This is a genomic window from Nocardioides panzhihuensis (genome assembly GCF_013408335.1).
In the GTDB taxonomy this organism is placed as follows: Bacteria; Actinomycetota; Actinomycetes; order Propionibacteriales; family Nocardioidaceae; genus Nocardioides; species Nocardioides panzhihuensis.
This window is the reverse complement of record NZ_JACBZR010000001.1, coordinates 3134090-3159505: the sequence shown is the minus strand read 5'-3', so window position 1 is coordinate 3159505 and position 25416 is coordinate 3134090. Positions and strand designations below refer to the sequence as shown.

Annotated in this window: 24 protein-coding genes; 16 read left to right on the top strand and 8 right to left on the bottom strand. The window is 68.9% G+C overall.

Annotated features, from left to right (window positions below; genetic code table 11):
- The first annotated feature begins 103 nt into the window (after positions 1–103).
- Complete coding sequence (locus BJ988_RS14955) at positions 104–1342, top strand: amidohydrolase family protein (protein ID WP_179658684.1); 1239 nt, start codon at positions 104–106, stop codon at positions 1340–1342.
- 44 nt (positions 1343–1386) lie between these two features.
- Here the strand turns inward: BJ988_RS14955 and BJ988_RS14950 are convergent, their stop codons facing one another.
- Positions 1387–2589, bottom strand: a complete 1203-nt coding sequence (locus BJ988_RS14950; protein ID WP_179661525.1) for a CaiB/BaiF CoA transferase family protein — start codon at positions 2587–2589, stop codon at positions 1387–1389.
- Positions 2590–2792: 203 nt separating this feature from the next.
- Between BJ988_RS14950 and BJ988_RS14945 the strand changes: the two genes are divergently transcribed.
- Positions 2793–3206, top strand: a complete 414-nt coding sequence (locus BJ988_RS14945) for a Zn-ribbon domain-containing OB-fold protein (RefSeq protein ID WP_246321493.1) — start codon at positions 2793–2795, stop codon at positions 3204–3206.
- Positions 3203–4384, top strand: coding sequence for a thiolase family protein (locus BJ988_RS14940; protein WP_179658683.1), 1182 nt, complete (start codon positions 3203–3205; stop codon positions 4382–4384). Before BJ988_RS14945 ends, BJ988_RS14940 begins: the two co-directional genes overlap by 4 nt.
- Before the next feature lie 53 nt (positions 4385–4437).
- Here BJ988_RS14940 and BJ988_RS14935 read toward each other — a convergent pair whose 3' ends face one another.
- Positions 4438–5457: an NADPH:quinone oxidoreductase family protein gene (locus BJ988_RS14935; protein ID WP_343051621.1), complete on the bottom strand. Its 1020-nt coding sequence runs from the start codon at positions 5455–5457 to the stop codon at positions 4438–4440.
- A 71-nt stretch (positions 5458–5528) separates the two neighbouring features.
- On the opposite strand from BJ988_RS14935, the gene BJ988_RS14930 reads away from it, so the two are divergent.
- Together BJ988_RS14930 and BJ988_RS14925 are read left to right on the top strand one after the other, a co-directional pair.
- On the top strand, positions 5529–6542 hold the full coding sequence (locus tag BJ988_RS14930; RefSeq protein ID WP_246321492.1) for a phosphotransferase family protein: 1014 nt from the start codon (positions 5529–5531) through the stop codon (positions 6540–6542).
- A 15-nt stretch (positions 6543–6557) separates the two neighbouring features.
- Positions 6558–7838: an acyl-CoA dehydrogenase family protein gene (locus BJ988_RS14925; RefSeq protein WP_179658682.1), complete on the top strand. Its 1281-nt coding sequence runs from the start codon at positions 6558–6560 to the stop codon at positions 7836–7838.
- A gap of 50 nt (positions 7839–7888) precedes the next feature.
- On the opposite strand, the gene BJ988_RS14920 is transcribed toward BJ988_RS14925, so the two are convergent.
- Positions 7889–8698, bottom strand: a complete 810-nt coding sequence (locus BJ988_RS14920; RefSeq protein ID WP_246321491.1) for an SDR family NAD(P)-dependent oxidoreductase — start codon at positions 8696–8698, stop codon at positions 7889–7891.
- A gap of 63 nt (positions 8699–8761) precedes the next feature.
- Between BJ988_RS14920 and BJ988_RS14915 the strand changes: the two genes are divergently transcribed.
- The 5 genes from BJ988_RS14915 (at position 8762) to BJ988_RS14895 (ending at position 12735) form a co-directional block, all read left to right on the top strand.
- The gene (locus BJ988_RS14915) at positions 8762–9385 is read left to right on the top strand and encodes a TetR/AcrR family transcriptional regulator (protein WP_179658681.1); all 624 of its coding nucleotides are present in this window, start codon (positions 8762–8764) and stop codon (positions 9383–9385) included.
- Positions 9382–10194, top strand: coding sequence for an SDR family NAD(P)-dependent oxidoreductase (locus BJ988_RS14910; protein WP_179658680.1), 813 nt, complete (start codon positions 9382–9384; stop codon positions 10192–10194). Before BJ988_RS14915 ends, BJ988_RS14910 begins: the two co-directional genes overlap by 4 nt.
- 223 nt (positions 10195–10417) lie before the next feature.
- Positions 10418–11641 carry an amidohydrolase family protein gene (locus tag BJ988_RS14905; RefSeq protein ID WP_179658679.1) on the top strand — a complete coding sequence of 408 codons (1224 nt, stop codon included), beginning with the start codon at positions 10418–10420 and terminating at the stop codon, positions 11639–11641.
- An 11-nt stretch (positions 11642–11652) separates the two neighbouring features.
- On the top strand, positions 11653–11892 hold the full coding sequence (locus tag BJ988_RS14900; RefSeq protein ID WP_179658678.1) for a hypothetical protein: 240 nt from the start codon (positions 11653–11655) through the stop codon (positions 11890–11892).
- A 51-nt stretch (positions 11893–11943) separates the two neighbouring features.
- A complete protein-coding gene (locus BJ988_RS14895) occupies positions 11944–12735 on the top strand; it encodes an SDR family oxidoreductase (protein ID WP_179658677.1) in 792 nt (263 codons plus the stop codon).
- A gap of 22 nt (positions 12736–12757) precedes the next feature.
- Here BJ988_RS14895 and BJ988_RS14890 read toward each other — a convergent pair whose 3' ends face one another.
- Positions 12758–13345, bottom strand: coding sequence for a TetR/AcrR family transcriptional regulator (locus tag BJ988_RS14890; RefSeq protein WP_179658676.1), 588 nt, complete (start codon positions 13343–13345; stop codon positions 12758–12760).
- A gap of 423 nt (positions 13346–13768) precedes the next feature.
- Between BJ988_RS14890 and BJ988_RS14885 the strand changes: the two genes are divergently transcribed.
- On the top strand, positions 13769–15862 hold the full coding sequence (locus tag BJ988_RS14885; protein ID WP_179658675.1) for a PKD domain-containing protein: 2094 nt from the start codon (positions 13769–13771) through the stop codon (positions 15860–15862).
- A 64-nt stretch (positions 15863–15926) separates the two neighbouring features.
- On the opposite strand, the gene BJ988_RS14880 is transcribed toward BJ988_RS14885, so the two are convergent.
- The 3 genes from BJ988_RS14880 to BJ988_RS14870 form a co-directional block, all read right to left on the bottom strand.
- On the bottom strand, positions 15927–16790 hold the full coding sequence (locus tag BJ988_RS14880) for a mycofactocin-coupled SDR family oxidoreductase (RefSeq protein ID WP_179658674.1): 864 nt from the start codon (positions 16788–16790) through the stop codon (positions 15927–15929).
- 28 nt (positions 16791–16818) lie between these two features.
- Positions 16819–18303, bottom strand: a complete 1485-nt coding sequence (locus tag BJ988_RS14875) for an aldehyde dehydrogenase family protein (RefSeq protein ID WP_246321490.1) — start codon at positions 18301–18303, stop codon at positions 16819–16821.
- A gap of 227 nt (positions 18304–18530) precedes the next feature.
- Positions 18531–19202, bottom strand: a complete 672-nt coding sequence (locus BJ988_RS14870; RefSeq protein WP_246321489.1) for a cysteine hydrolase family protein — start codon at positions 19200–19202, stop codon at positions 18531–18533.
- Positions 19203–19354: 152 nt separating this feature from the next.
- On the opposite strand from BJ988_RS14870, the gene BJ988_RS14865 reads away from it, so the two are divergent.
- From BJ988_RS14865 to BJ988_RS14845, 5 genes are read left to right on the top strand one after another with little or no spacing between them, the layout of a single operon-like run.
- A complete protein-coding gene (locus BJ988_RS14865) occupies positions 19355–20602 on the top strand; it encodes a cytochrome P450 (protein ID WP_179658673.1) in 1248 nt (415 codons plus the stop codon).
- 9 nt (positions 20603–20611) lie between these two features.
- Positions 20612–21442: an enoyl-CoA hydratase/isomerase family protein gene (locus BJ988_RS14860; protein WP_179658672.1), complete on the top strand. Its 831-nt coding sequence runs from the start codon at positions 20612–20614 to the stop codon at positions 21440–21442.
- A 10-nt stretch (positions 21443–21452) separates the two neighbouring features.
- The gene (locus BJ988_RS14855; RefSeq protein ID WP_179658671.1) at positions 21453–21872 is read left to right on the top strand and encodes a Zn-ribbon domain-containing OB-fold protein; all 420 of its coding nucleotides are present in this window, start codon (positions 21453–21455) and stop codon (positions 21870–21872) included.
- Between the two features lie 37 nt (positions 21873–21909).
- The gene (locus BJ988_RS14850; RefSeq protein WP_179658670.1) at positions 21910–22833 is read left to right on the top strand and encodes an SDR family NAD(P)-dependent oxidoreductase; all 924 of its coding nucleotides are present in this window, start codon (positions 21910–21912) and stop codon (positions 22831–22833) included.
- 31 nt (positions 22834–22864) lie between these two features.
- Positions 22865–24514: a bifunctional 3-(3-hydroxy-phenyl)propionate/3-hydroxycinnamic acid hydroxylase gene (locus BJ988_RS14845; RefSeq protein ID WP_179658669.1), complete on the top strand. Its 1650-nt coding sequence runs from the start codon at positions 22865–22867 to the stop codon at positions 24512–24514.
- Here BJ988_RS14845 and BJ988_RS14840 read toward each other — a convergent pair.
- Positions 24506–25408, bottom strand: coding sequence for an LLM class flavin-dependent oxidoreductase (locus tag BJ988_RS14840; protein ID WP_343051620.1), 903 nt, complete (start codon positions 25406–25408; stop codon positions 24506–24508). The two genes, BJ988_RS14845 and BJ988_RS14840, sit on opposite strands and share 9 nt — an antisense overlap.
- Between the last annotated feature and the right edge of the window lie 8 nt (positions 25409–25416).

Genomic DNA, 25416 nt, shown 5'->3' with positions numbered 1-25416 from the left:
CATGTCCAGATGTCGCTCGGGGAACGGGGCTGGACGCTAGTTGACACTTGTGTCAAGTACGCCTAGTCTCAGTCCTACCGGTGTTGACCTCGAAAGGATCGCCATGTCGCAACCCGTTCCCGTCGCGCCCGGCCAGGACGCCGACCAGTTCAAGGACGCGCCGATCTTCGACGCCGACTCGCACATGTACGAGACGCCCGACGCGCTGACCAGGTATCTGCCCGAGAAATACGCCTCGGCCGTCCAGTTCGTGCAGGTCGGCCGGCAGACCCGGATCTCGATCCTCGGTCAGATTCGCGACTACATCCCCAACCCCACCTTCGACCGGGTCGCGGCACCTGGTGCGTGGGAGAAGTTCTTCGCCGCGGAGAACCGCGAGGGCAAGACGCTCACGCAGATGGCCCGCGAGCAGATCATCGAGTCCGCGCCCTCCTTCCGGGCGCCTGCCCCGCGAATCGACGCGCTCGACCGGCAAGGGGTCGACCAGGCGATGGTCTACCCGACCCTGGCCAACCTCGTCGAGCACTCCGCGGCCGATGACCCCGAGCTGTGCGCGGCGATGATCCATGCCCTCAACCAGTGGATGCTGGAGACGTGGGGCTTCACCCACGAGGACCGGCTGTTCATGACGCCGGTGATCAACCTCGGCATCCTGTCCGAGGCGATGAAGGAGCTGGAGTACGTCCTCGCCAACGGCGCCAAGGTCATCTTGATCAAGCCGGCGCCGGTGCGGGACTGGAAGGGCTGGCGCTCGCCTGCGCTCCCGGAGTTCGACCCGTTCTGGCGCGCCGTCGAGGCCGCCGGGCTGCCGGTCGTACTGCACGCCAGCCAGCCACCGCTGGACTCCTACATCAACATGTGGGAGCCGCCGGAGAGCAAGGTCTTCACCGAGATGAGCTCGTTTCGGTGGATCGCTCTGGGCCACCGCGAGATCACCGACATGATCACCAGCCTGATCTGCCACGGAACCCTGACCCGGTTCCCGAAGCTGCGCATCGCCAGCGTGGAGAACGGCAGCGCCTGGCTGCACCCGCTCTTCCATGACTACGAGGACTTCTACAAGAAGATGCCGCAGGCGTTCCCCGAGCATCCCGTCGACGTCTTCCGCCGCAACATCTGGATCAGCCCGTTCTGGGAGGGCTCGGTCGCCGACGTCGTCGAGACGGTCGGCTGGGACCGCGTGATGTTCGGCTCCGACTTCCCGCACCCCGAGGGCCTGACCGAGCCGAAGGGCTTCTGGAAGTACGCCGAGGGCATGGACGTCAAGCGCACCTACGACTTCATGGGTGACAACGCCCGCCGCTTCCTCGGGCTGGAAGTCCGCAACCCCGACGCGGTGTGAGCAACGGCGGGAGGAGGCCAGTCTCCTCCCGCCGTTGATCCGGCTCAGAGGATCGCGCCGCTGACCTTCATCTCGATGATCTCCTCCATCGACAGGCCGATCTCGCCGAGCACCTCGTCGGTGTGCTCGCCGTGCTCGGGGGAGCGGCGGGTCTCGCCCGGCGCGTTGTCGAACTGCACCGGCGATGAGACCAGCTTGAACGGCGTGCCGTTGTAGTCCTCCAGGTCGGCGATGTAGCCGTTCGCGACGATCTGCGGGTCCTCGACCACCTCGATCGGGTGCTGGACCTTGGCCCAGGCGCCGTTGAGCTTCTCCAGGATCGGCTCCCATTCGGCGTACGTCTTCCTCCCGAACGCCGCCGAGAGCTCGGCGATCGCCTCCACGTGGTTCTTCCCGCGCTTGGCATGGGTGTCGAACCGCTCGTCGGTGATCAGCTCAGGCACCCCGAGGGCGGTGGTCAGCTCGGGCCAGAACCGGTCGGACTCCAGCATCACCAGGGTGACGTAGCGGTCGTCGGCGGTGCGGTAGGAGTTGACCAGGGGGTTGGGGGCGCGGTCGGGGGTGTGCTTGGGGTAGACCTTCTGGTTGAAGGCGTGTGCCCCGGCGATCGTGCCGCCCATCGCCCAGGCGCCGGTCGCGAGCAGCGAGCCGTCGACCTCGATGGCCTCCCCGGTTCGCTCACGGTGGAAGAGCGCGGTGCTGACGGCGCCCGCGAGTGCGAGGCCGCCGAGCACGTCACCGAATGCCGGGCCGGGCATGGTCACCGGGAAGCCGAGACTGTCGGGGCTGACGTTGGAGGCGATGCCGGTGCGCGCCCAGAATGAGGTCAGGTCGTAGCCGCCCCGCTCCGCCTCGGGGCCCTGCTGGCCTGCCGCCGAGCCGCGGGCATAGATGATGTTGGGGTTGACCGCGCGCACGTCGTCGACGTCGATGCGCAGCTTCTTGCGCCCCGAGGGGCGGAAGTTGGTCAGGAAGACATCTGCCGTGGCGACGAGCTTCATGAGCAGCTCGTGGCCCTCCTCGGTCTTCAGGTCCAGCGCCACGCTGCGCTTGCCGCGGTTGGGCAGCTCGAACATGTGCGAGACGCCGCCGGCCGGGACCAGGCCCGAGGTCACCAGGCCGCGCTGGGGGTCGCCGACCTCCGGGTGCTCGATCTTCAGTACGTCCGCGCCCCACTCGGTCATCAGGGCTCCGGCCACCGGCACATACGTCCATGCCGCGACCTCGACAACCCGGATTCCGTTCATCACACCGACCACGATGCTTACCTCTCAACGTCTTGGAAGGCGCGTGCCGCACCTCGATTTCTGACTGAGTGTACATATAGATGCTGGGATAGTGTGGCCGTGATCACAACTTTTACGACTGAATGTGTCGGAAGATCGTGGTGGTTCCGTGCTGCCGCGTGGAACATCTGACAGTCAGTACAAATACGACAGGCGGAGGACTCATGACAGAACCACAGGGGCGGATGCTCCCCGAGGTCACGCCCGACTCGCGAGAGTTCTGGACGGGAGGGCTCGAGAACGAGCTTCGCATCAACCGCTGCCAGGAGTGCCGCCAGTGGATCCACCCACCGGTCGGTGCCTGCTGGAAGTGCCGCAGCCGCGATGTGTCCCCCGAGGTCGCCTCCGGGCGCGCTCGGGTGGCGGCGTACTCCATCAACCACCACCCGTGGTTCCCGGCCTTCCCGCCGCCGTACGCCGTGGCGATGGTCGAGCTCGAGGAGCAGGAGGGCCTGCGCCTGACCACCTGTCTGGTGGACGTCGACGTCGATGCGGTCGAGGTCGGCATGCCGGTCGAGGTCGTGTTCGACCAGCAGGGTGACGTCGCCCTCCCGATGTTCCGGCCGGTGACGGCATGAGTTTCGTGGAGAACCGCGCGGTCATCACCGGCGTCGGACAGTCTCAGATCGGCCGCCGGATCGGTCGTACCGGCATCGACCTCGCCCTGGAGGCGGCCGAGCGAGCCGTCGCCCACGCCGGACTCACCTTCGACGACATCGACGGTGTGGCCAGCTACCCCGGTCCGGTCGCCGCCGAGGGCGGCTTCGTCGGCGCGACCACCCATGACGTACGCGACGCCTTCGGGCTCCGCACACGGTGGCACGTCAGCGGAGTGGAGACCTCCGGGCAGATCGGCACCCTGCTCGATGCGGCCGCGGCGGTCGCCTCGGGGCGGGCCACCCACGTGCTCTGCTTCCGCTCGGTCTGGGAGGCGACCGCGCAGGCCGGCGGCCGGGCCGCGGCGCTGACCACCAAGTCGGTGCGCGCCGGGGGCCACTCGGAGTTCCGGGTTCCGTTCGGCGCGGCATCACCGGCGAACTGGATCGGGATGTACGCCCAGCGCTACATGCACGAGTTCGGCCTCACCCGCGAGCAGATCGGCAAGCTCGTCATCAACTCGCGTGCCAACGCCGGGCTCAACCCTGACGCCATCTACCGCACGCCGATGACGATGGAGGACTATCTGGGCGCCCGGATGGTCTCGTGGCCCTTCGGGCTCTACGACTGCGACATCCCGGCCGACGGCGCGACAGCGGTCATCGTGTCGCGGCGCGAGGCGTCCGCGGGGCTCGCCAACCCGGCCATCTCCATCGCGGCGGCCGGTGCGGCGCTCGACGAGCGGCACAGCTGGGACCAGCGTGCGGACCTGACCACGATGGCCGCCCACGACGCCGCCGCTTCGATGTGGGAGACCACCGGGCTCACCCCGGCTGACGTCGACTTCGCGACCCTGTATGACGGTTTCAGCTACCTGTGCACCCAGTGGATCGAGGCGTTCGGCTTCACCGAGCACGGCAAGGTCGGGCCGTTCCTGGACGACGAGGAGAACTACCGCCTCGACGGCCGGCTACCGATCAACCCGCACGGTGGGCAGCTCTCCGCCGGGCGGCTCCACGGCTATGGGTTCGTCCACGAGGCCTGTGCCCAGCTCTGGCGACAGGCGGGGGAGCGGCAGATCGCCAAGGACGTCTCGCTCGCCGCCGTCGGGGTCGGGGGTGGTCCCGAGGCCGGCTGCATGCTCCTCCAGCTGGCCTGAGAGGAGCGGGCATCGTCGGGGTCGGTCCTGTGCGCGGGCCGACCCCGACGTGCTCATCCGGGGCGCACGGTGATGACGGTCTTGCCGACGGCCCGGCGGCCGGCGACGTACGCCAGGGCCTCGCCCGTCCGGTCGAGAGGGAAGGTTGCGCCGACCAGGGCGTGGAACCGTCCGGCGGCCCACAGGTCGGTCAGCTCCGCCCGGTCGCGGGCCGATGCCTCGGGGGCGTGCTCGGGGAACGTACGCACCTCCAGGCCCCTGATGCTCACACCCTTGAGCAGCACCAGGTTGAGCGGGATCCGTGGGATGTCCCCGCTCGCGAAGCCGAGCGTGACGAACCGGCCGCCCCATCGCATCTCGCGCAGCGCCTCCTCGGCGAGGCTGCCGCCGACGGGGTCGAGCACCACGTCGATCCTTCCCTTGCCGACCGCGCCGTGCAGCCCCGGCCGCAGCGCGTCCGCGGTGTAGTCGACGAGATGATCGGCTCCGCGGGAGCGCGCGGCGGCGAGCTTCTCCGGCGAGGAGGCGGCGGCAACCACGGTGGCGCCCAGTACCGAGGCCAGCTCGACCGCGGCGAGCCCCAGTCCGCCGCCCGCGCCGAGCACGAGCGCCGTCTCCCCGGCAGCGACCTCCGCCACCGACCGCAGCGCGTGGTACGCCGTCAGGTGGCAGACCCAGGTCGCGGCCGCCTCCGCGAAACCGACCGAGGTCGGCACCCGCACCGCCGCGGCCGCAGGGGCGGCGACGTACTCAGCGAAGGTGCCGGGGGCCAGGAACGCCACCCGGTCGCCGACCTCCCATCCCGTCACCCCGGCGCCGACCTCGGCGACGACGCCGGCGCACTCGTGACCCGGGGTGAAGGGGAAAGGTGTCTCGGTCTGGTAGCGGCCCTCGATCATGAGTGTGTCGGGGAAGTTCACCGCCGCCGCATGCACGGCGACCAGCAGTTCGCCGGGACCCGCCGCGGGTCGAGGGACGGTGTCCAGCTGCACCGCGTCGGGCGAACCGAGCCGGTGGATGCGAGCGGCGAGCATGGTCGCCGCCGTCGGGGGACTGGCCTGGCTGGGTGGCACGGAGGCTCCTTCGTCTCGTCACGCGGTCTGAGTAATTGTATTCTGCCATGAGGGTAACTACCTTTCCAGGCATGGACATCGAATCACTCAGCAGGTGGATGGATGCCGAGGGCCTGCCCGGCGCCGGCGAGCTGGCGGAGGTCTCGCCCCTCTCGGGCGGCTCCCAGAACGAGCTGTACGCAGTCACCCGAGGCGGCGCGAAGATGGCGCTGCGTCGCCCGTCGGGCCACAAGGTCGAGACCGGGACGAAGGTTCTCCTACGTGAGGCCCTCCTGCTCCAGGCGCTCAGCGGCACCGACGTCCCGCACGCCACCTTCCGCGGCGTCAGCTCCGACCTGGACGTCATCGGCGCGCCGTTCTACCTGATGGACCTGGTCGACGGGTGGAGCCCGATGGGCGGCGGCTGGGCCGCACCCTTCGACACCGACCTGGCGGCACGAGGCGAGCTTGCGATCCAGCTCGCCGACGGCGCCGCCAAGATGGCCAGGGTCGACTGGAAGGCCCAGGGGCTGGAGGGCTTCGGCAAGCCCGACGGCTTCCTGGAGCGGCAGGTCGACCGCTGGCTCTCACACCTGTCGGCGTACAAGTTCCGCGATCTGCCCGGACTGGACGAGGCCGCCGCCTGGCTGCGCGACCACACCCCGAGGACCTTCGAACCGGGCATCATGCACGGTGACTACCAGTTCGCCAACGTGATGTACCGCCACGGTGCCCCGGCCGAGCTGGCGGCGATCATCGACTGGGAGATGGCGACGATCGGCGACCCGCTGCTCGACCTGGGCTGGGTCCTGGTCGGCTGGCCGCCCGAGGGCGACGCGATGAAGTACGCCCGCTACCTCGACTACAGCGGCATGCCGTCTCGCGACGACATGCTCGAGCACTACGCGCGGGTCAGCGGACGCGACGTCTCGCAGATCGACTACTACGTCATCCTGGCCCGCTTCAAGCTCGCGATCGTCCTGGAGGCGAGCGTCGCGCGCCACGTCAACGGCGAGGCCGACGAGCGGGTCGCCCGCTTCGGCGACATCGTCCTGGAGCTCATGGAGTTCGCCGCCTCCCTTTCCCGCACCACCACCCTTCGCTGAAAGCAGGAGTACGTCATGACCTGGGACTTCGAGACCGATCCAGACTTCCAGAAGAAGCTGGACTGGGTCGCCGAGTTCGTGCGCGAGGAGGTCGAGCCGCTCGACCTGGTCTGGCCGCACGACAACTACAAGCCGCTCGACGACGAGCACCGCCGCGTCGTCGACCCGCTCAAACAACAGGTCCGCGACCAGGGCCTGTGGGCCTGCCACCTCGAGCCCGAGCTCGGCGGGCAGGGCTACGGCCAGCTCAGGCTCGCGCTGCTCAACGAGATCCTCGGACGCTCGACCTGGGCTCCGGTCGTCTTCGGCACTCAGGCCCCGGACACCGGCAACGCCGAGATCATCGCCCACTTCGGCACGCCCGAGCAGAAGGCGGCGTACCTGCAGCCGCTGCTGGACGGCGAGATCTTCTCCTGCTACTCGATGACCGAGCCCCAGGGAGGCGCCGACGTCTCCGGCTTCGAGACCACCGCCGTCCGCGACGGGGACGAGTGGGTGATCAACGGCTGGAAGTTCTTCTCCTCCAACGCACGCTACGCGACCTTCTTCATCGTGATGGCCTACACCGACAAGGACGCCGGCCCTCACGAGGGGATGTCGATGTTCCTGGTCCCGGCCGACAACCCTGGCATCACCATCGAGCGCAGCCTCGCGCTCATCCACGAGCCGGCCGCCGAGGGCTCGGAGGGCTACATCCACTATGACAACGTCCGGGTGCCGGCCACCGCGCTCCTGGGCGCGGAGGGCAAGGCCTTCCAGGTCGCCCAGGTGCGATTGGGCGGCGGGCGGGTGCATCACGCGATGCGTACCGTCGGGCTGGCCCAGCGTGCCCTCGACATGATGTGCGAGCGCGCCCTGAGCCGGGTGACCCGCGGCCGCCGGCTCGCCGAGCGCGAGACCGTCCAGACCTACATCGCCGAGTCGTACGCCCAGCTCACCCAGTTCCGGCTCTTCGTCCTGCGGACGGCCTGGCTGATCGACAAGACGCAGGACTACGCGCAGTGCCGCAAGGACATCAGTGCGATCAAGTTCCTCACCCCGAAGGTGCTCCACGACATCGTCCAGCGCGCCATCCAGGTGCACGGAGCCCTGGGGGTCACCCAGGACACGCCGCTGGCCAAGATGTGGGTCACCGCCCCGGTGATGGGCCTGGTCGACGGCCCGACCGAGGTGCACCTGCGCCAGGTCGCCCGTGCCGTCCTCAAGGAGTACGCCGCCGCCGACGGCCTGTGGCCGACCGACCACATCCCCTCGAAGCTGGCCGCCGCCCGCGAGAAGCTGGGCCAGGACGGCTGAGGACCAGAACGCCGAGTCGGCGCGTCATGACGCGCCGGCTCGGCAGGGGTCTACGGGATGCCGCCGTCCGAGCGGACGATCGTTCCTGAGGTGTAGCTGGAGGCGGCACTGGCCAGGAACAGCGCGGCCCCGATGATCTCCGGCGGGTTGCCGACCCGTTCCAGGTGCAACCGAGCGGCCATCTTGTTGGTGTGCTCCATGTCCCAGGCGGCGGCGACGTCGGTGAGGTACTGCCCCGGCATCAGCGTGTTGACCCGGACCTCGGGCCCGAGGAGGTCGGCGAAACCCTCGGTCATCGCGTTGAGGCCGTTCTTCGCCGCGGCGTACGGGATGATCGAGCCCATCGGGCGCAGCGACCCGGTGCTGCTCACGTTGATGATGCTGCCCGAGCCCTGCTCCTTCATCCGCGTCCCGACCAGCTGGGTCAGCCGGAAGGGTCCCTTGAGGTTGAGGTTGAGGACGCTGTCGTACATCCTCTCGGTCACGTCGGTGACCTTGTCGTAGACCGGTGACATGCCGGCGTTGTTGACCAGGACATCGACCCGGCCGAAGCGGTCGTACGCCGTGTCGACCAGCCCTTCGATCTCGTCCCAGCGGCCCAGGTGGCAGCCGTAGGCGAGACCGCGCCGGCCGGTGGTCGAGGTGATCTCGGCGACGACCTCCTCGCAGGCCTCGAGCTTCCGGCTGGTGACGATCACGTCGGCTCCGGCCCGGGCGAAGGCCAGACTCATCTGGCGGCCGAGGCCCCGGCTGCCGCCGGTGACCAGTGCGACCTTCCCCTCGAGGCTGAAGAGGTCGAAGGGCGAGCCCATGGTGGCCTCATGCCTCGGCTCTGTGGTCTCATGGCTTCCGGAAGTCATTGGTCTCCTCAGAACAGAATCGGATTACTCTCAGTGAAGAAAGATATACCACCAACGAGCGTCATGGGGTCGGGCGAGCGTGCTGCCCGGGCCACCGAGCGCCGCCTCGAGAGCCAGCGACGCTCGGCGGCCGAGGAGGTCGACCGGATCCTGGAGATCACGCTCGGGCTGATCGAGCGGTCCGCACCGGTGATGCCGTCGGTCTCGGACATCGTGGCAGCGGCAGGAATCTCCAACCAGACCCTCTACAAGACCTTCGGGAGCAAGGACGAGCTGGTTCTGGCCGTGCTCGAACGGGGGGTGCTCCGGGTCGCCGAGACCGCGCGTGCCCGGATGGGCGAGATCGATGACCCGCGTGACCAGATCCGGGTCTGGGTGCGCATGGTCCTGCGCCAGGTCAGCGCCGTCGATGCTGCCGAGACCAGCCGCTCGGTCCTCGGCTACCTCCACCAGGCGGGTGCTGTCGAGGGCGCGAACCAGGCCGAGCTGCTCGCTCCGATCAGTGCCCTCGTGCTCGACCCGGTCATCTCGCTCGGCGGTGATCAGGTGAGCGCCGACTGTGTCTCGGACCTGGTGCTGGGTGCCATGCGCCGCCAGCTGTGGACGAAGACGGTGCCGACGCGCGAGGAGATCGAGGAGGTGGCGGCGTTCGTGCTGCGCGGCCTCGGCGCGGAGGGGGCGAGATGAGCGGGGCCGAGGGGAGGGAGCCGGGATCCATGGACGGCAGGGTCGCCGTGGTCACCGGCGGCGCCTCAGGCATCGGGTATGCGCTCGCGCGGGCGATGAGTCGCGAGGGCGCTGCGGTGGTGATCGCCGATGTCGAGCAGCCCGCGCTCGATCGCGCCGCGGCCGAGCTCGGAGTCGTGGGCATACTCACCGACGTCAGTCGAGCCGCCGACGTGGAGCGGCTCGCCGGGGAGGTGATCGGTCGGCACGGGCGGGTGGATCTCGTGATCAACAATGCCGGCGTCGCGCGGATCGCGCCCTTCCATGAGCTGAGCGAGGACGACTTCGCCTGGGTGCTGGACGTCAACCTGTGGGGCGTCATCCATGGCATGCGCACCTTCGTCCCACTCCTCGAGAGCACGTCGGCGGACGGCTTCCTGCTCAACACCGCCTCGATCGCCGGCCTGCGCAACGGGCCTGGCCTGGCGGCATACACCGCATCGAAATTCGCGGTCGTGGCCCTCACGGAGACGCTCGACCAGGAACTACGGGCACGGGACTCGAGCCTTGGGGTGGGGGTTCTCCTTCCGGCGATGGTGCGGACCGGCATCACCGACAGCGAGCGCAACCGGCCCGGTGCGGAGGCGCGAGCGGCCGCGTCGACGAACGAGATGCCCGACCGTCCGGGCCTCCTGAGTGCGGAGGCCGTCGCCGAGATCGCCCTGGCCGGAATCGCCCGCCGTGACCTCTATGTGATCACGCATCCTGAGGCGCTCGATTCGGTCAAGGAACGGCACCGCCGCATCGAGGAGGCGTTCGGGCGCAGCTGACGAGATGGCCGCCGAGGAGGTTGAGAAAATTGCACAAGCCGTCAGAGTGGCGGGATCACGACGGTGGAGCGTTCGCGGAAGACGCCTCGATTTTCGGTGAATCAAGCGGCCACCATTGACCGATGTGATTGCGCTCACTAATGTACGAGGTGTCAGAAGCCCCGTGATCTGACGCGTGCGACAGCTGCGCCTGGGGCTGCCCCGACCCTATCGAGGAGGCTCCATGCCGCTCCAGGACCACATGCAACTCATCTCCGTGGACGATCACCTGATCGAGCCCAAGAACCTGTGGAGCGACCGCCTCCCCAAGAAGTTCCTCGATCAGGGCCCTCGCATCGTCGAGATGGACATGTCCAAGAGCGCCGGCGACGAGGGGCTCTCGAAGGCCCTGATCGACGCCTCGCGCAACGGCAAGGATGGAGCGGCGCCGAAGACGCCGCGCCTGGCCGAGGTGTGGAACTACGAGGGCCGCATCTACCCCAACATCGGTCTGAACGCGGTCGCCGGCAAGAAGCCGCAGGACTACGGCATGGAACCGACCCGCTACTCCGACATGCTGCCGGGCTGCTACGACATCAAGGCGCGCGTGGCCGACATGGACATCGACGGCGTCCAGGCCGCGATGTGCTTCCCGTCGTTTCCGCGCTTCGCCGGCACCGTCTTCCTCGAGCACGACGACAGCGAGCTCGCCCTGCTCTCGGTGCAGGCCTGGAACGACTTCCACCTCGACGAGTGGGCCGCGAGCGCGCCCGACCGGATCATCCCGATGATGATCCTGCCTCTGTGGGACCCGCAGCTGGCCGCCAAGGAGATCTACCGTTGCGCCGCGAAGGGCGTCAAGGCGATCACCTTCCCCGAGAACACCGTGAGCCTGGGTCTGCCCTCGTTCTACACCGACCACTGGGACCCTGTCTTCCGCGCGGCCGAGGAGTGCAACCTGCCCCTGTGCATGCACTTCGGCTCCTCGGGCAAGCCGCCGATCACCTCGCCTGAGGCGCCGATGGCGGTCATGATCGCGCTCTTCGGCACGAACTCGATGGACGCGACCGCCGACCTGCTCTTCTCGCCGGTGTTCTACAAGTTCCCCAACCTCAAGGTCGCGCTCTCCGAGGGTGGCATCGGCTGGATGCCCTACCTCCTCGAGCGCATCGACCTGACCTGGGAACGGCACCGCTGGTACCAGAACGTCAACAAGGAGGTCCGCCCCTCTGACCTCTTCCGCGAGCACATGTACGGCTGCTACATCGACGACTTCGAGGGCATCGCGCGCCGCCACCAGATCGGCATCGACAACATCCTGTGGGAGTGCGACTACCCGCACTCGGACTCCAACTGGCCCAACAGCCGGGAGTACGCCGCGAAGCTCCTGCAGGACGTACCCGACGACGAGGCGCACCAGATCGTCGAGCTCAATGCCCGCAAGCTGTACAACTTCCCGCGGGCCTGAGGCGGACCACGATGGCTGAGAAGGACATCGACGCTCCCGACTGGGTCGACCAGGACCTGCTGACGAAGGACGAAGCCGCCGAACGGCTCGACGAGGAGATCGTCCTCGTCCGGGAGCGGCTCGCGCGGCTGGAGGCCGGGTCGGCGGGGCCCGATCCCGAGTCGGCGATCGCGATGGTCCGGCGCCGGCTGGTTGCCATGGAGGAGCTGCGCACCTCCCTGCGCGAGGAGCTCGAGACCGCGGCGCCCTGAGATCGGGCGCCTGACATCACAGCGCACTGGCGATGTACGAGAGGATCTGCAGTGGGTAACAGATTGAATGGCAGGGTCGCGCTGGTCACCGGCTCGACGCGGGGGATCGGGCGTTCGATCGCGGAACACTTCGCCTCCGAGGGGGCGAAGGTCGCGGTCACCGGACGCACCCTCGACAGGGGCAAGAAGGTGGTCGACCGGATCCTGGAGGCGGGCGGCGACGCGGAGTTCTTCGAGCTCGACGTGACCTCCGAGGCCAGCGTGCGGGAGGTCGTCGAGGCGACCGTGGCCAGGTTCGGCGGGCTCAGCACCCTGGTCAACAACGCCGCGCCCACCGGCGCCGTCGCCACGAGCGTGAAGCCGCTGCACGAGTACTCCACCGAGGAATGGGAGGCGATCCTGTCCGGCACACTGACGGGCAACCTCTTCTGGGCCTGCAAGTACGCCTGGCCCCACCTGGCGCAGGCGGACGGCGCCTCGATCGTCAACATCTCCTCGGGCCAGTCGGTGGCCGGTTTCAAAGGCTTCAGCGCGTACGCGGCAGCCAAGGGTGGCGTCAACAGCCTGACCCGCTCGCTCGCCGCCGAGGGCAGCGAGGACGGCATCCGGGCCAACTGCATCCTGGTCGGCCGGGTCGTCGCACTCAAGGGTGACATCGGCGGACACAAGGGCGGTGGGCGGCTGACCAGGATCGGCAACCCGATGGACATCGCCTATACCGCCACCTGGCTCGCCTCGGACGAGGCGGCCTTCGCGACGGGCAGTATGGTCACCGTCGACGGCGGTTTCTCGATCAACGGGGACGCCGCCTCGGGGGCTGAGCAGGAGGCGGCGCTCGCCTGAGCGGCTTCTCGCTACGACCTTTCTACGCCTCCGACGGGCGGGCGCTGCCCGGCTCGTCGGAGGCGTAGCTGCGCAGGATGAAGTCGATCCCGGACACGATCAGCTCCCTCGTGTTGCTCGCTGGATGGGGCGACGTCGGTCGGTTGGCTGCCATCAGCGCACCTGCGGTGTAGAGCGTGAGGATCAGGCCGACCTTCTCGACGTTCGCCTCGCTGTGGCCCGCCTCCACCAGCGACGCCCGGACGGCCGCGGAGAGATCCGGGTCGACGTTGCCGGCGAAGAGCGTGTGGTCGGCCATGCCCGGGTGCGCCCGGAGCAGGTCGTAGAAGTGCATCACCTGGTCGCGTACCCAGGCCAGCGGATCGGATCCCGGAACGCGCTCGAGGAAGCTGCGGGCGCAGAGCCTGCGTCCGCAGAGCACGAGCAACTCGTCCTTGCTGTCGACGTGGCGGTAGGTCGCGCCGAGCGAGACGCCGAGCTCGGCGGAGAGCTGTCGCATCGAAAGGCTGTCGGCGCCATCGCGAGCGATGAGCCGAAGCGCCGTGTCGACGATGAGCTCGGTGCTCAGACCCGGGCGCGGGGCCGGGGCTGCGGTCACGGGATCTCCCATCGCAGCATGATGGACCACCACGCCTGGTCCTGCGCATCCGGGGAGCGATCGACCGACAGTGCTCCGCCGTCGCGGAAGTTATCAGAAGTGTCAGATCAGGTCATGCATGGCGCGGGTTCGGGTCCGAAGCGGCTTGGTGGCGAGTTGGTCGCGCCGAGGTGGTGCCTCCTCGCTCAAAGCTGATCGTAGCGGCGAGATCTTCCCGCAGACGCCGCATGAAGCGGGCGGATTGCATGTGAGCGTAGTCACATATTGGCCTGTGGTCAACAGTGTTCACACGTTTGCGTGATAGCTGGCGAAGGGCCGTTGACAACACCTGACGAAAGCGTCAGAGTCGGTCGGGCAAGCACGTGCTTCAGAGCCGACTCGTGCACCAATTGGCGCATCGCCGGCCGACTCTGCCCTCGCAGGGAAGGACCACCAATGACCACCACCCCCTCTTCGCTGGACATCGCGAGCTACCAGGTCACCGACGGGCACTTCGGTGCTCCGTACATCGACCTCGACGAAGAGCGCGACCTCCCGGTCCCGCACCGTCACATCCACGGCGGCTTCGCCGACTGTGACACCCGATTCACGTTCTACTTCCCGCCCGAGGAGCAGTGGCAGGGCCGCCTGGTCATGCCGATGGAGGGCGCCCACGCCGGCCACGAGGACTTCTTCGGCGGCGCGCTCGGCGAGGCGATGGGCGGCCTGCCGCTCACCACCCGCGTCGGCGGCTACATGGTCGAGACCAACATGGGCCACATCGGCGACGACATCGACCCCGTCGGAGGCGAGGACCCCACCCTCTACGGCTGGCGGGCGGCCGTAGAGGGCGCCCGCTTCTCCAAGTACGTCGCCAAGCAGGTCTACGGCGAGGAGCCGCACCACTCCTATGTGTGGGGTGGCAGCGGCGGCGGACGGCGCTCGCCGCTCGTGCTGGAGAACGCCCCCGACGTCTTCGACGGCGCGATGCCGTTCATGGGTGGTGGCGACGTACGTCCCTTCCCGGCGACCGAGCGGATCAAGGGCGCGCAGGTGATGAGCTTCGCCTGCATGTTCAACGTGCAGCGGCTGCTGCGCGACCCGGCGACCTCGGCCCGGCTGATCGACGCGATGCAGCCTGGTGGCAGCGGCAACCCGTTCGCGGGGCTCGACTCCCACCGGGCCGAGGAGCTGGCCAGCCTCTACCGGCAGGGCTTCCCGCACGGCAACGAGTTCATGATCTTCACCCCGATGGGCCAGATCTGGCTGTGGTCGTCGATCGCCGACCTCCTGGTCGAACAGGACCCGACGTACTTCGAGAACTTCTGGACCGAGCCCGGATACATCGGCCACGACCTGCCCTCCGCGGTCGAGCCCGACATCATCGACGTGGAGACCACGGTCACCCGGATCGTGACCGTCCGCGACCTGCTCACCGACCCCGCCTTCGAGGGGCCCGAGTACGCGATGACCAAGACCATGGCCGGGCTGATGGCCGGCGAGGCCGGCATGGACATGGCGTACGCCCTGGAGATCAAGGGGTTGCCGGACGGCTTCCGGCTCGGCGCCGGCATCAGGCTCACCAGCGGGAAGGCCGCCGGGCGCCAGCTCTACGCGATCAGCACCGTCGGCGACCTGTTCGCCTGCGACGGCCACGGTGACGCCAACCTGCTGCGGTTCGAGGGCGTGGAGGCTGGCGACGGCGTGCACGTCGACAACCGGAAGTTCCTCGCCTTCTGCTACTTCCACCGCCACCACCTGATGGAGGATGCGCAGTTCGACTCGTTGCGTCACGACGGTCAGCCGCTCTACGCCCAGCACCCGGTGCCGTTGATGTCACCGCTGATGGGCGTCTCCTACACCGGCCACTACTCGGGCAAGCTGCTGTGGATGCACCACACCCATGACTCCTCGTTGTGGCCGGGGCAGGGGCTCATCTACCGCGACGCCGTCCTGGCCACCGGGGGTGAGGAGTTCGCCGCGGACCACTACCGGCTGCAGTGGACCCAGAACGCGGAGCACATCCCGCCGTCCTACCTGCCGAACTCCTCGAGCCGGGCCACCGCGACCTGGCTGATCGACTACTTCCCGATCATCGAGCAGGGCCTCGCCGACCTGATCGCCTGGACCGAGGGTGGCGAGGCTCCGCCGAACACCGCCTTCGACTGGGTCGACGGGCAGATCAAGCTTCCCGCCTCGGCCGCCGAGCGCGGCGGGATCCAGCCGGTCATCGCGGTCACCGCGAACGGCGGCGCCCGTGCCGAGGTCGCCGCCGGTGAGGCGGTCGACCTCGTCGTCGAGACCGAGGTGCCCCCGGGCGCCGGCACGATCGTGTCGGTCGAGTGGGACTGGGACGGCTGGGGCTCCTTCCCGTACGCCCACGAGGTCAGCGGTCAGGACACTGCCCTCACCTTCAAGACCACCCACACCTACGACCAGCCCGGCACCTACTTCGTCACCGCCCGCGTACGCTCCCAGCGCGACGGCGACATCACCCAGGTCAACCGGCTGATCACCAACGTCGCCTCCGCTCGAGTCGTCGTCTCCTGAGCAACGATCTGCCGAGTCGGCGCATCATGACGCGCCGACTCGGCATCGGGCTTCGTACGGTCGATCAGGCCGGGCCGCCGGGGAATTTGAGCAGCGAGCCGGCGTCGACGCGGATCTGCTGACCGGTGATGTAACGGGCCTCGTCCGAGGCCAGGAAGAGCACCAGGTTGGAGATGTCGACCGGCTCGACGTAGGGGATCGGCATCGCCTGGAACATGTTGAAGGCCGGCTCGGCATCCTCGCGGGTCGGGTGCTCGAGGTCGGGGCGGAACTGCTGGTAGATGCCGTCGTTGTGGAGCAGGTGGGTGTTGACGTTGGTGGGGTGGACGCAGTTGACCCGGATGAGCTGCGATGCCAGGTGCAGCGCCATCTGCTCGGTGTAGCCGATGAGCGTCTTCTTCGACCAGCCGTAACCGGCGCTGCCCGGGCCCATCGCGGGGTTGTCCGTCGTGTTCGGCAGCATCGCGGCCGTCGATCCGGTGACCACGATCGAGGCGTACGCCTGCAGGTGCGGGATCGCGACGGCGACGGTGTTCATCACGCCGACCAGGTCGACGTCGGTGGCGTCGACGAAGTCGAGCGGGTCGGGGTCGCCCATCGCCATCGGCAGGATGCCGGCGTTGGCCACGACGATGTCGAGGCGGCCGAGCTCGGCGACGCCGGCGTCGAGCACGTCGCGGAGCTGGTCGCGCTCGCGTACGTCTGCCTTGCTGGCGACGATGTTGCGGCCGAGATCCTTGACCAGGCGTACGGTCTCCTCCAGGTCCTCGGCGGTGGCCAGCGGGTAGGGGTTGGACTCGATCTGCTCGCACAGGTCGACGGCGATGATGTCGGCGCCCTCCTCCGCGAGCCGCACCGCATGACTGCGGCCCTGCCCCCGCGCGGCGCCGGTGATGAATGCGACCTTGCCTTCGAGGCGACCGGTCATGGGGTGACTCCTTCTCTGGAGGTGGTGATCAGGGCTGGACGGGGAACGAGACGGCCTTGGTCTCGAGGTACTGCTCGAACCCCTCGATCCCGTTCTGTCGCCCGAGCCCGCTGGTCTTGTAGCCGCCGTAGGGAGAGTCGGCGCCGTACCAGAGGCTGTTGTTGACCGAGAGCGAACCCGTGCGGACCCGACGGGCGACCGACATCGCTCGCTCGGGGGAGCCATGGACCGCTCCGGAGAGGCCGTACCTGCTGTCGTTGGCGATCCGGACCGCGTCGTCGTCATCGTCGTAGGGGATCACCGCGAGCACGGGTCCGAAGATCTCCTCCTGGGCGATCGTCATCGCGTTGTCGACGTCCACGAAGAGGGTCGGCTCGACGAAGAACCCCTTGTCCTGGCCGGCGGGGCGGTCCGGGCCGCCCACGACGAGCTTCGCCCCTTCCTCGATCCCGGTACGGATCAGGCCGGTGACCCGCTCATGCTGGCGAGCGCTGATCAACGGGCCCATGAACATGCTCGGGTCGGTGGGGTCGCCCCACGGAACCTGTCGCATCGCAGCGGTGATCAGCTCCACACCCTCGTCATAGCGTGAGCGGGGGAGCAGCATCCGGGTCTGCATCGCGCATCCTTGGCCCGCGTGCATGCACACGCTCATCCCGGCTGGCACGGTGGAGGCGAAGTCCGCGTCGTCGAGGATGATCGCCGCTGACTTCCCGCCCAGCTCCAGGAACACCCGCTTGAGCGTGGCGGCGCCCTTCTCCATGATCCGCTTCCCGGTGACGGTGGAGCCGGTGAAGGAGATCAGGTCGACCCGCGGGTCGAGGGTGAGGAGCTCGCCGACCAGGTGGTCGGCGGAGGTCACGATGTTGACCACCCCCGGCGGTATGTCGGTCTTCTCCGCAATGAGCCGCCCCACCCTGGTCGCGTTCCACGGAGTGTCGGGGGCGGGCTTGACCACGACCGTGTTGCCCGTGGCCAGGATCGGGCCGAGCTTGCCGATGAGGACTTCGAACGGGTAGTTCCACGGCACGATCGCGCCGACGACGCCGATGGCCTCCTTCCAGACCAGCCGCCGGCTGTTCATCCCGGCCAGGCTGCTCGGCGGGAGCTCGCGTTCCCAGGCGAACTGCTCGATCTGCTTGGCGGGCCACAGCAGGCCGTCGGCCAGTGGCCAGTCGAGCTGGGCCATGTAGGTCACCACCACCGGCGTTCCCGCCTCGGCGACCAGCTCGGCCCGGAACTGCTCGCGCTCCGACTCCAGCGCCTCCTGCAGCTGCTCCAGGCAGCGCTTGCGGAAGGCATGGTTGGTCGACCAGTCGGTCTCGTCGAAGGCTCGCCGGGCAGCCGCGATCGCCCTGTCCATCTCGACCGCCGCCCCGTCGGCCACTTGGCCGATGGTCTCTTCGGTCGCTGGGTTGACGTTGGCGAACGTTCGGCCGGATGTCGCCTCGACAAGCTCTCCGTCGATCAGCATCCTAGTCTCGCCGAGCGTCACATCCTGGGTCACCGACATCGTCTGCTTCTTCGCGCACCGGCTCGGCTCACTGTCGCGAGAGGGTCGCTGCGGTGCTGAATCACGCGCTCATGATCTGCGCTGGTACCCGCAATGTAGTTGGGGTCATATCAGAATGGAAGAAGATGTGGCGTTTTTGTCAACTAGGCTGCTCGCGTTGGTCGACACGCCAAAGTGGGGCGACAGATGCCTTGATGGGCATGGATTCTGACGATATCGTCGGGAGCCTATGGAAGGCGGGCGGCGACGTCGGCGGCGGTGGTGATGCGGGCGAGAAGGGCGAGTTGGTTGCGTACGAAGAACTCGTGGGCCTCGGCCGAGGAGCCGGCGGTGCAGTCCTCGGCGAGGGCGACGTCGTAGCCGCGGTTGACGGCCTCCATCGCGAGTCCGGGCAGCGCGACGTTGGTCGAGACGCCGGTCAGGACCAGGGTGCGGACCCGGCAGTGGCGCAGCATGGCGTCCAGGTCGGTGCCGTAGAAGGCGGTCAGGCCGGTGGCACGGCTGCTGACGATGTCGGAGGGCTTCGGCCCGAGCGCGGCAGGCACGGCCACGTCGCGCGTGCCGGCGGTCATCGTCCTCGACCGAAGCGCCATCGCGCCGAGGTAGGAGTTGGGCAGCATGCCGATCTGGTCGGCGCGGTGCTCGATGAGGCAGTGCACGACCGGGAGGCCGCGTTCGCGGAACCGGTTCGCGAGCGTGCCGATGCGGTCGACGATGCCGCGGGTCTCGGCCTGCTCGGCCAGGCTGCCGGTCACGGATCGGCCCGACTCCAGGATGCCTACCTGGCACTCGCTGATCACCAGGGCAGGGGAGTGGTAGGGATCGGGATTCTGGTCGGTCATCGGGGTATCGGCCTCTCTGGGGCGGAGATCGTCGGCGACCTCCTCTGAAGGTGACATTAGCGCCAGTTTGGTGGCCCGTCGATCGTCGGCAAAAGGGCACATAAAGCCGATCCTGGGCCTTGTCAAAAAGTGACACAACTGCCAGAATCGGAAGTGGCGGCCGCTGATCGGCCGTCCGTCCAACCTCAACCCTGCAGGAGCGTTGCCACATGTCCGGAGCAGAGTCGCTCGCGTCGAGTCCACTCAACGATCTCAGCTGGTGGCACGCCGACGCGGAGGAGCGCGAGCGTACGTTCGCCCGCCACCGTCGCGAGGACCCCCGGCCGTTCGTCCGGGTCAGCGCTCAGAGCGAGTCGGGCTTCTGGGCCCTGACGCGCCACGAGGACATCCTCGAGGTCAGCCGCCGCCCGGAGGACTTCACCTCGGGGGAGGGCGGCACCCAGATCTTCGACCAGCCGGCCGAGCTGCGGGAGTACCGCGGCTCGATCATCGACATGGACAACCCCGAGCACGCTCGGCTGCGCAAGATCGTCTCCCGCGGCTTCACGGTGCGGTCGTTGCAGGCACTGCGCTCCGACATCGAGGACACGGTCCGCGAGATCATCTCCGAGCTGCCCACCGACGGGCGCTGTGACTTCGTCACCGACCTGGCCGCGCCTCTCCCGCTGCGGATCATCAGCAACATGCTCGGCATCCCGCGCGAGCACGAGCAGTTCATCTTCGAGGCCACCAACGTGATCCTCGGTGCCAGCGACGCCGAGTACATCCCCGACCAGACCGGCGCCGGGATCAACAAGGCGGTCACCGCGGCCAGCGTCGGCCTGATCGAGCTGCTCGAGGATCTCGCCAAGGACCGGATCGCGAACCCCACCGGTGACGTGATCAGCCAGCTGGTCGCGGCCGATGACGAGAACCTCACCCCGGCCGAGATGGCGAAGTTCTTCATCCTGCTGGTCGGCGCCGGCAACGAGACCACCCGCAACGCGATCACCCACGGTCTGATCGCGCTCACCGACCACCCCGAGCAGCGCGAGCTGTGGCGCGCCGACTACGACACGTACGCCGTCTCCGCGGTCGAGGAGATCTTCCGGTGGGCGACGCCGGTGATCCACTTCCGGCGCACGGTGGCGCGCGACGGGGTCATGCTCGGTGAACAGGAGCTCACGAAGGGGGAGAAGGTGGTGCTCTTCTACAACTCCGGCAATCGCGACGAGTCCGTCTTCGAGGACCCCTACACCTTCGACGTCACCCGCAACCCCAACCCGCACGTCGCCTTCGGGGCGGCCGGGCCACACTTCTGCCTCGGCGCGCACCTGGCCCGGCTCGAGCTCCAGGTGCTGTTCAAGATCCTCTTCGAGGAGCTGCCCGACCTGGCGGCCGCTGGTGAGCCCGACCTGCTGCGATCCAACTTCCTGCACGGGGTCAAGCACCTGCAGGCGACCTACACGCCCCGCTGAGGAACGCCGATGACCGACCCCGTGATCGACACCGCTGTCGAGCAGGAGGCTGCGGTGCTGCACAGCACCGAGGCAGGCGTGCTCACCATCACGATCAACCGTCCCGACCGGGCGAACGCACTGCGCCCCGAGGACCGCAACACGCTGATCCGGCTGTTCACCGAGGCGCATACCGACCACGACGTACGCGTCGTCGTGCTGCGCGCCAACGGCCGCCACTTCTGCTCCGGTGCGGACGTCGTACGCCTCGCCGACGGCCATGCCAAGAACGTCAAGCGGGCGACCGACCCGATGCGCACCATCATGGGCGGGGCGCAGACGCTGGTCGCCTCCGTCCTCGACTGCAGCAAGCCGGTCCTCGCCGTCGTGCAGGGCGGGGCGGCGGGGATCGGCGCCCACCTGGCGTACGCCGCTGACCTGGTCGTGGCCGCCGAGACGGCCTACTTCGCCGAGGCGTTCGTGAAGCGCGGTCTGGTCATGGACGGCGGCGGTGCGTACCTGCTGGCCCGGCGGATCGGGCCTGCCAAGGCCAAGGAGATGGCGTTCTTCGGGGAGAAGCTGCCCGCTGCGGAAGCGCTGAGTCTGGGCCTGGTCAACCGGGTGGTCCCGGCCGGCGAGCTCGATGCGACGGCCGACGAGCTCATCGCTCGCCTGGCCGGCGGGCCGACCACCGCGATCGGCCTGACCAAGCGGCTGATCAACGACGCCCCGGACACCGACCGGACCGGGGCGTTCGTCGCCGAGGCGATGGCCCAGGAGGTCCAGTCCTACTCGGAGGATGCCAAGGAGGGCGTACGCGCCTTCGTCGAGAAGCGGCCCGCCGACTTCGTCGGCTGGTGAGGAGTTCGCAATGAGTCAGAGTGCCAAACCGCGCGCCGACCTGCCCACCGTCGAGTCGGCGACCCGGCCCTACTGGGAGGCCGCCAAGGCCGGTCGCCTCCTGATCGCGCGGTGTCGTGCTTGCGAGAAGGTGCACCATTATCCGCGGCCGTTCTGCCCGTCGTGCTGGAGCGAGGACGTCGAGGCGATCGAGGCCTCCGGGCGCGGCACGCTCTACACCTACTCGACCGTCTACGTGAACGATCTGCCGCCGTTCAAGGAGAGGCTGCCGTACGTCGCGGCGATGGTCGAGCTCGAGGAGGGCCCTCGGCTGATGACGAACATCGAGGGCTGCGACCCGGAGGCTCTCAGTGTCGGGATGGCCGTCGAGGTCGACTTCCGGGCGCTGAGCGACGAGCTCGACGCGATCGTCTTCCGCCCTGCCAGCTGATCCACCGAACCGTTTCGACCCAAGGAGACATGCACACATGAGCGGACTGCTCGAAGGAAAGGTCGCGCTGGTCACCGGCGCCGGTCACGGCATCGGCCGGGGCCACGCGCTGGAGCTGGCCAAGCAGGGCGCCACGGTCATCGTCAACGACCTCGGCACCTCGCTGGACGGCGAAGGCACCGGCAAGGTCGCCGACGAGGTCGTGCAGATCATCAAGGACCGCGGCGGCAGCGCCGTCCCGGACTTCAGCGACATCGGCGACGAGGCGGCTGTCGAGGAGACGGTCGCGCGGGCGTACGAGCAGCTCGGTCGCCTCGACATCGTGGTCAACAACGCCGGCATCGTGCGCGACAAGGCGATCTGGAACATGAGTGTCGACGACTTCGACCTCGTCATGCGCGTCCACGTACGCGGCACCTGGCTGACCAGCCGCGCGGTCGCGAAGCGCTGGCGCGCGGAGTCGAAGGTCTCCGGCGGTCCCGTCTACGGACGGATCATCAACACCACTTCCGGCGCCGGCCTGCTCGGTCACTTCGGGCAGACCAACTACAGCGCAGCCAAGGCCGCGATCGTCGGTCTGACCCAGACCCTCAGCCTCGAGCTCGCCTCGATCGGCGTCACCGTCAACGCGATCAGCCCCGGCGGCCGCACCCGGATGTCGGCATCGATGCCCGGCTCCGCGCCCGCGATCGAGCCCGGCGAGCTGGCCGAGGACGAGTTCGATCCGAAGGACCCCTCCCTCGGCTCCCCGGTGGTCGCCTGGCTGGCCAGCCCCGAGGCCGGCCATGTCAGCGGCCAGGTCATTCGCGCGGTGGGCGAGAACATCTCCCTGCTCAAGGCCTGGTCCCCGGTCGCCACGGTCTCCAACGGCGGCAAGCGCTGGGACGCCGACAAGCTCGGGATCGTCCTGGGCACCGACATCTTCGGCTCCCGCGCGGCCGGCCTGCGACTCGGCAGCTAGTCGCGGCGCCCGACCGTAGGCGGAGCGGCACATGGAAGCAAGCGCGGTGCAGACGATCGAGCGGGACGTCGTGATCGTCGGCGCCGGGCCGTCCGGCGCGACCCTCGCCAACCTGCTAGCCGGCCATGGCCTCTCGGTGCTGGTGATCGACCGCGAGCCGGATGTGAGCGACGAGCCGCGGGCGGTCGGGATCGATGACGAGGCGATCCGGACCCTGCAGTCGTTCGGGATGGCCGAGGCCGTGCTCGACACCGCGGTACGCAACGCGCCGATCCGCTACTTCGACTCGCGCAAGCGGATCCTGGCTCACGTCGCTCCCAGCGCCCGGCCCTACGGGTGGCCGCGCCGCAACCTGTTCTTCCAGCCGACGCTCGAGACCCTGCTGCGGTGCGGCCTAGAGGCGTACGACAACGTGGAGCTGCGGACTGGCTGTACCGCCCTCGAGCTGCGGCAGGACGCCGAGGGCGTCACGGTCGTCGCCGCCGAGGGCGGTGAGCGGTTCGCGGCACGTGCCCAGTACGCCGTCGGCGCCGACGGCGGGAAGAGCTTCGTCCGGCAGGCCACCTCGGTGGCCCTGCGCGGCGAGACCGCGCCGATGAAGTGGCTGGTGGTCGACGTCGAGGAGGACACCTGGGACGCTCCGTACTCCGCCGTCTACACATCCCCCGAGCGGCCCTCCATGACGATCCCGCTGCCCTTCGGCCACCGCCGTTTCGAGTTCGAGATCCTCGACGGCGAGGACCCGGAGTCGATGGCGGAGGAGGAGGCCGTGGAGCGGCTGATGAAGCCGTTCTACCCGGACTCGCCCGTGCCCCGGATCCTGCGGCGACGGGTCTACTGGCACCACTCGCGTACGGCCGAGACGTTTCAGGCCGGCCGGGTCTTCCTGGTCGGGGACGCGGCCCACCTCCAGCCGCCGTTCTTCGGCCAGGGCATGAACTCCGGCATCCGTGACGTCACGAACCTGGCCTGGAAGCTCGGCTTCGTGCTCACGGGCAGGGCGGGCGCCGGGCTGCTCGCGTCGTACGACGCCGAGCGTCGTGAGGCGGCGCGGGAGATGGTGGACTTCGCGACCGGCATCGGACGCCTCTACCACCCGCGCAGCCGGGCGACGGAGGCGGTGCGCAACGTCCTCTTCCGCGGCGCTCAGCGACTGCCCGGGGCCAGGGACTACATCCTGCAGATGAAGCACAAGCCGGTGCCACGCTACCGCGACGGGTTCGTGGTCACGGCGCCCCGCAGCGACAAGGGCTCGCTCGTGGGTCGCGCGTTCCCGCAGCCCATGGTGCAGCGGCTGGATGGCGCTCGGGTGCGGCTCGACGACGTCCTGGGGAGCCGGCTCGCGCTGGTCGGTCTGGTGCCGGGTGTCGCGGAGGCGCTCGAGCCTCGGCTCGCCGCTCGGTTACGCGCCCACGGTGGCGCGGTCGTGCAGGGACACGTGCCGCCGGCCTATCGGCGGGCGGGGCAGCTCGACCCGGAGACAAGGAGCGGCTCGGCGCCCGGTGGGACGGACGTGATCGACGTGTACGACTTCGACGGCGGGCTCCGCGACCTCCATCTCGCCCGGCCGGCCGACGAGGTCTACGTCGTACGGCCCGACCGCTACGTCGCCGCCGCCTGCTCGCTCGGCGAGCTCGACGACGTCCTCGGCCGGTTGCTCGGCCTGCTCGGGTCAGGATGACCGCTCACGGAGCGGGGAGATGACCTCGGTGCCGAAGCGGCGCAGGGTGTCTGGCGAGCCGAAGTCGTCGAAGCGTACGACGGCGAGCTCGACGCCACGGGCCCGCTCGGTCTCGAAGAGGGAGACGAGCTCGGCGGGGGTGCCGACGAGCGGCTGGCCCCACGCGGCGACCGGCATCCGGCGGGCGATCCGTGCGGCGACAGCGTCACGGTCGGCCTCGTCGTGGACCAGGCCGACCGCGTACTGGGCTGAGATCCGGGCCGTTCCGCGCAGCGGCGCGAGCTCGTCGAGGCGGTCGCGGGCGCTGCCCACGCAGTTCCACCAGTCGGCGTACGCCCTGACCAGCGGCATCGTGAGCTGCTTTCCACCACCGCCGATGTGGACGGGGATGCGGGGCTGGACCGGGCGGGGGAGGCCGTAGGCGCCGGCGAGGGTGAAGTGCTTGCCCGCGAAGTCGAAGGGATCCCCTGCGAACATCAGGTCGAGGATCTGCAGGGTCTCGGCCAGTGCCTCGGAGCGCTCTCGGCGTGAGCCGGGCTCGAAGCCGAAGGCGGTCAGCTCGGACTCGACCGAGCCCCAGCCCAGGCCGAGCTCGAGCCGGCCGCCGCTGACCCGGTCGAACGTGGCCGCCATCTTCGCCAGCAGCGAAGGGTGCCGGAAGGGCGCGCAGCCGACGAGGTGGCCGAGCCGCAGGGTGGAGGTGGAGGTGGCGAGGGCGGTGAGCAGGGTCCAGCTCTCCAGGGTGTCGCAGGGTGGGGCGCCGGGGGCGAGCAGGTGGTCCATCACCCAGAACGAGTCGAAACCGTACGCCTCCGCGGCCTGCGCCGCGGAGATCATGGAGGCGACGTCGGTCTTGAGCTGAGGCTGGAAGAGGCCGAAGCCGAGACCCGTCACGACGTCAG

Coding starts and splice junctions, on each gene's coding strand:
- BJ988_RS14955 (WP_179658684.1), top strand. CDS start 104: ATGTCGCAACCCGTTCCCGTCGCGCCCGGCCAGGACGCCGACCAGTTC.
- BJ988_RS14950 (WP_179661525.1), bottom strand. CDS start 2,589: ATGAACGGAATCCGGGTTGTCGAGGTCGCGGCATGGACGTATGTGCCG.
- BJ988_RS14945 (WP_246321493.1), top strand. CDS start 2,793: ATGACAGAACCACAGGGGCGGATGCTCCCCGAGGTCACGCCCGACTCG.
- BJ988_RS14940 (WP_179658683.1), top strand. CDS start 3,203: ATGAGTTTCGTGGAGAACCGCGCGGTCATCACCGGCGTCGGACAGTCT.
- BJ988_RS14930 (WP_246321492.1), top strand. CDS start 5,529: ATGGACATCGAATCACTCAGCAGGTGGATGGATGCCGAGGGCCTGCCC.
- BJ988_RS14925 (WP_179658682.1), top strand. CDS start 6,558: ATGACCTGGGACTTCGAGACCGATCCAGACTTCCAGAAGAAGCTGGAC.
- BJ988_RS14920 (WP_246321491.1), bottom strand. CDS start 8,698: ATGACTTCCGGAAGCCATGAGACCACAGAGCCGAGGCATGAGGCCACC.
- BJ988_RS14915 (WP_179658681.1), top strand. CDS start 8,762: ATGGGGTCGGGCGAGCGTGCTGCCCGGGCCACCGAGCGCCGCCTCGAG.
- BJ988_RS14910 (WP_179658680.1), top strand. CDS start 9,382: ATGAGCGGGGCCGAGGGGAGGGAGCCGGGATCCATGGACGGCAGGGTC.
- BJ988_RS14905 (WP_179658679.1), top strand. CDS start 10,418: ATGCCGCTCCAGGACCACATGCAACTCATCTCCGTGGACGATCACCTG.
- BJ988_RS14900 (WP_179658678.1), top strand. CDS start 11,653: ATGGCTGAGAAGGACATCGACGCTCCCGACTGGGTCGACCAGGACCTG.
- BJ988_RS14890 (WP_179658676.1), bottom strand. CDS start 13,345: ATGGGAGATCCCGTGACCGCAGCCCCGGCCCCGCGCCCGGGTCTGAGC.
- BJ988_RS14885 (WP_179658675.1), top strand. CDS start 13,769: ATGACCACCACCCCCTCTTCGCTGGACATCGCGAGCTACCAGGTCACC.
- BJ988_RS14880 (WP_179658674.1), bottom strand. CDS start 16,790: ATGACCGGTCGCCTCGAAGGCAAGGTCGCATTCATCACCGGCGCCGCG.
- BJ988_RS14875 (WP_246321490.1), bottom strand. CDS start 18,303: ATGTCGGTGACCCAGGATGTGACGCTCGGCGAGACTAGGATGCTGATC.
- BJ988_RS14870 (WP_246321489.1), bottom strand. CDS start 19,202: ATGTCACCTTCAGAGGAGGTCGCCGACGATCTCCGCCCCAGAGAGGCC.
- BJ988_RS14865 (WP_179658673.1), top strand. CDS start 19,355: ATGTCCGGAGCAGAGTCGCTCGCGTCGAGTCCACTCAACGATCTCAGC.
- BJ988_RS14860 (WP_179658672.1), top strand. CDS start 20,612: ATGACCGACCCCGTGATCGACACCGCTGTCGAGCAGGAGGCTGCGGTG.
- BJ988_RS14855 (WP_179658671.1), top strand. CDS start 21,453: ATGAGTCAGAGTGCCAAACCGCGCGCCGACCTGCCCACCGTCGAGTCG.
- BJ988_RS14850 (WP_179658670.1), top strand. CDS start 21,910: ATGAGCGGACTGCTCGAAGGAAAGGTCGCGCTGGTCACCGGCGCCGGT.
- BJ988_RS14845 (WP_179658669.1), top strand. CDS start 22,865: ATGGAAGCAAGCGCGGTGCAGACGATCGAGCGGGACGTCGTGATCGTC.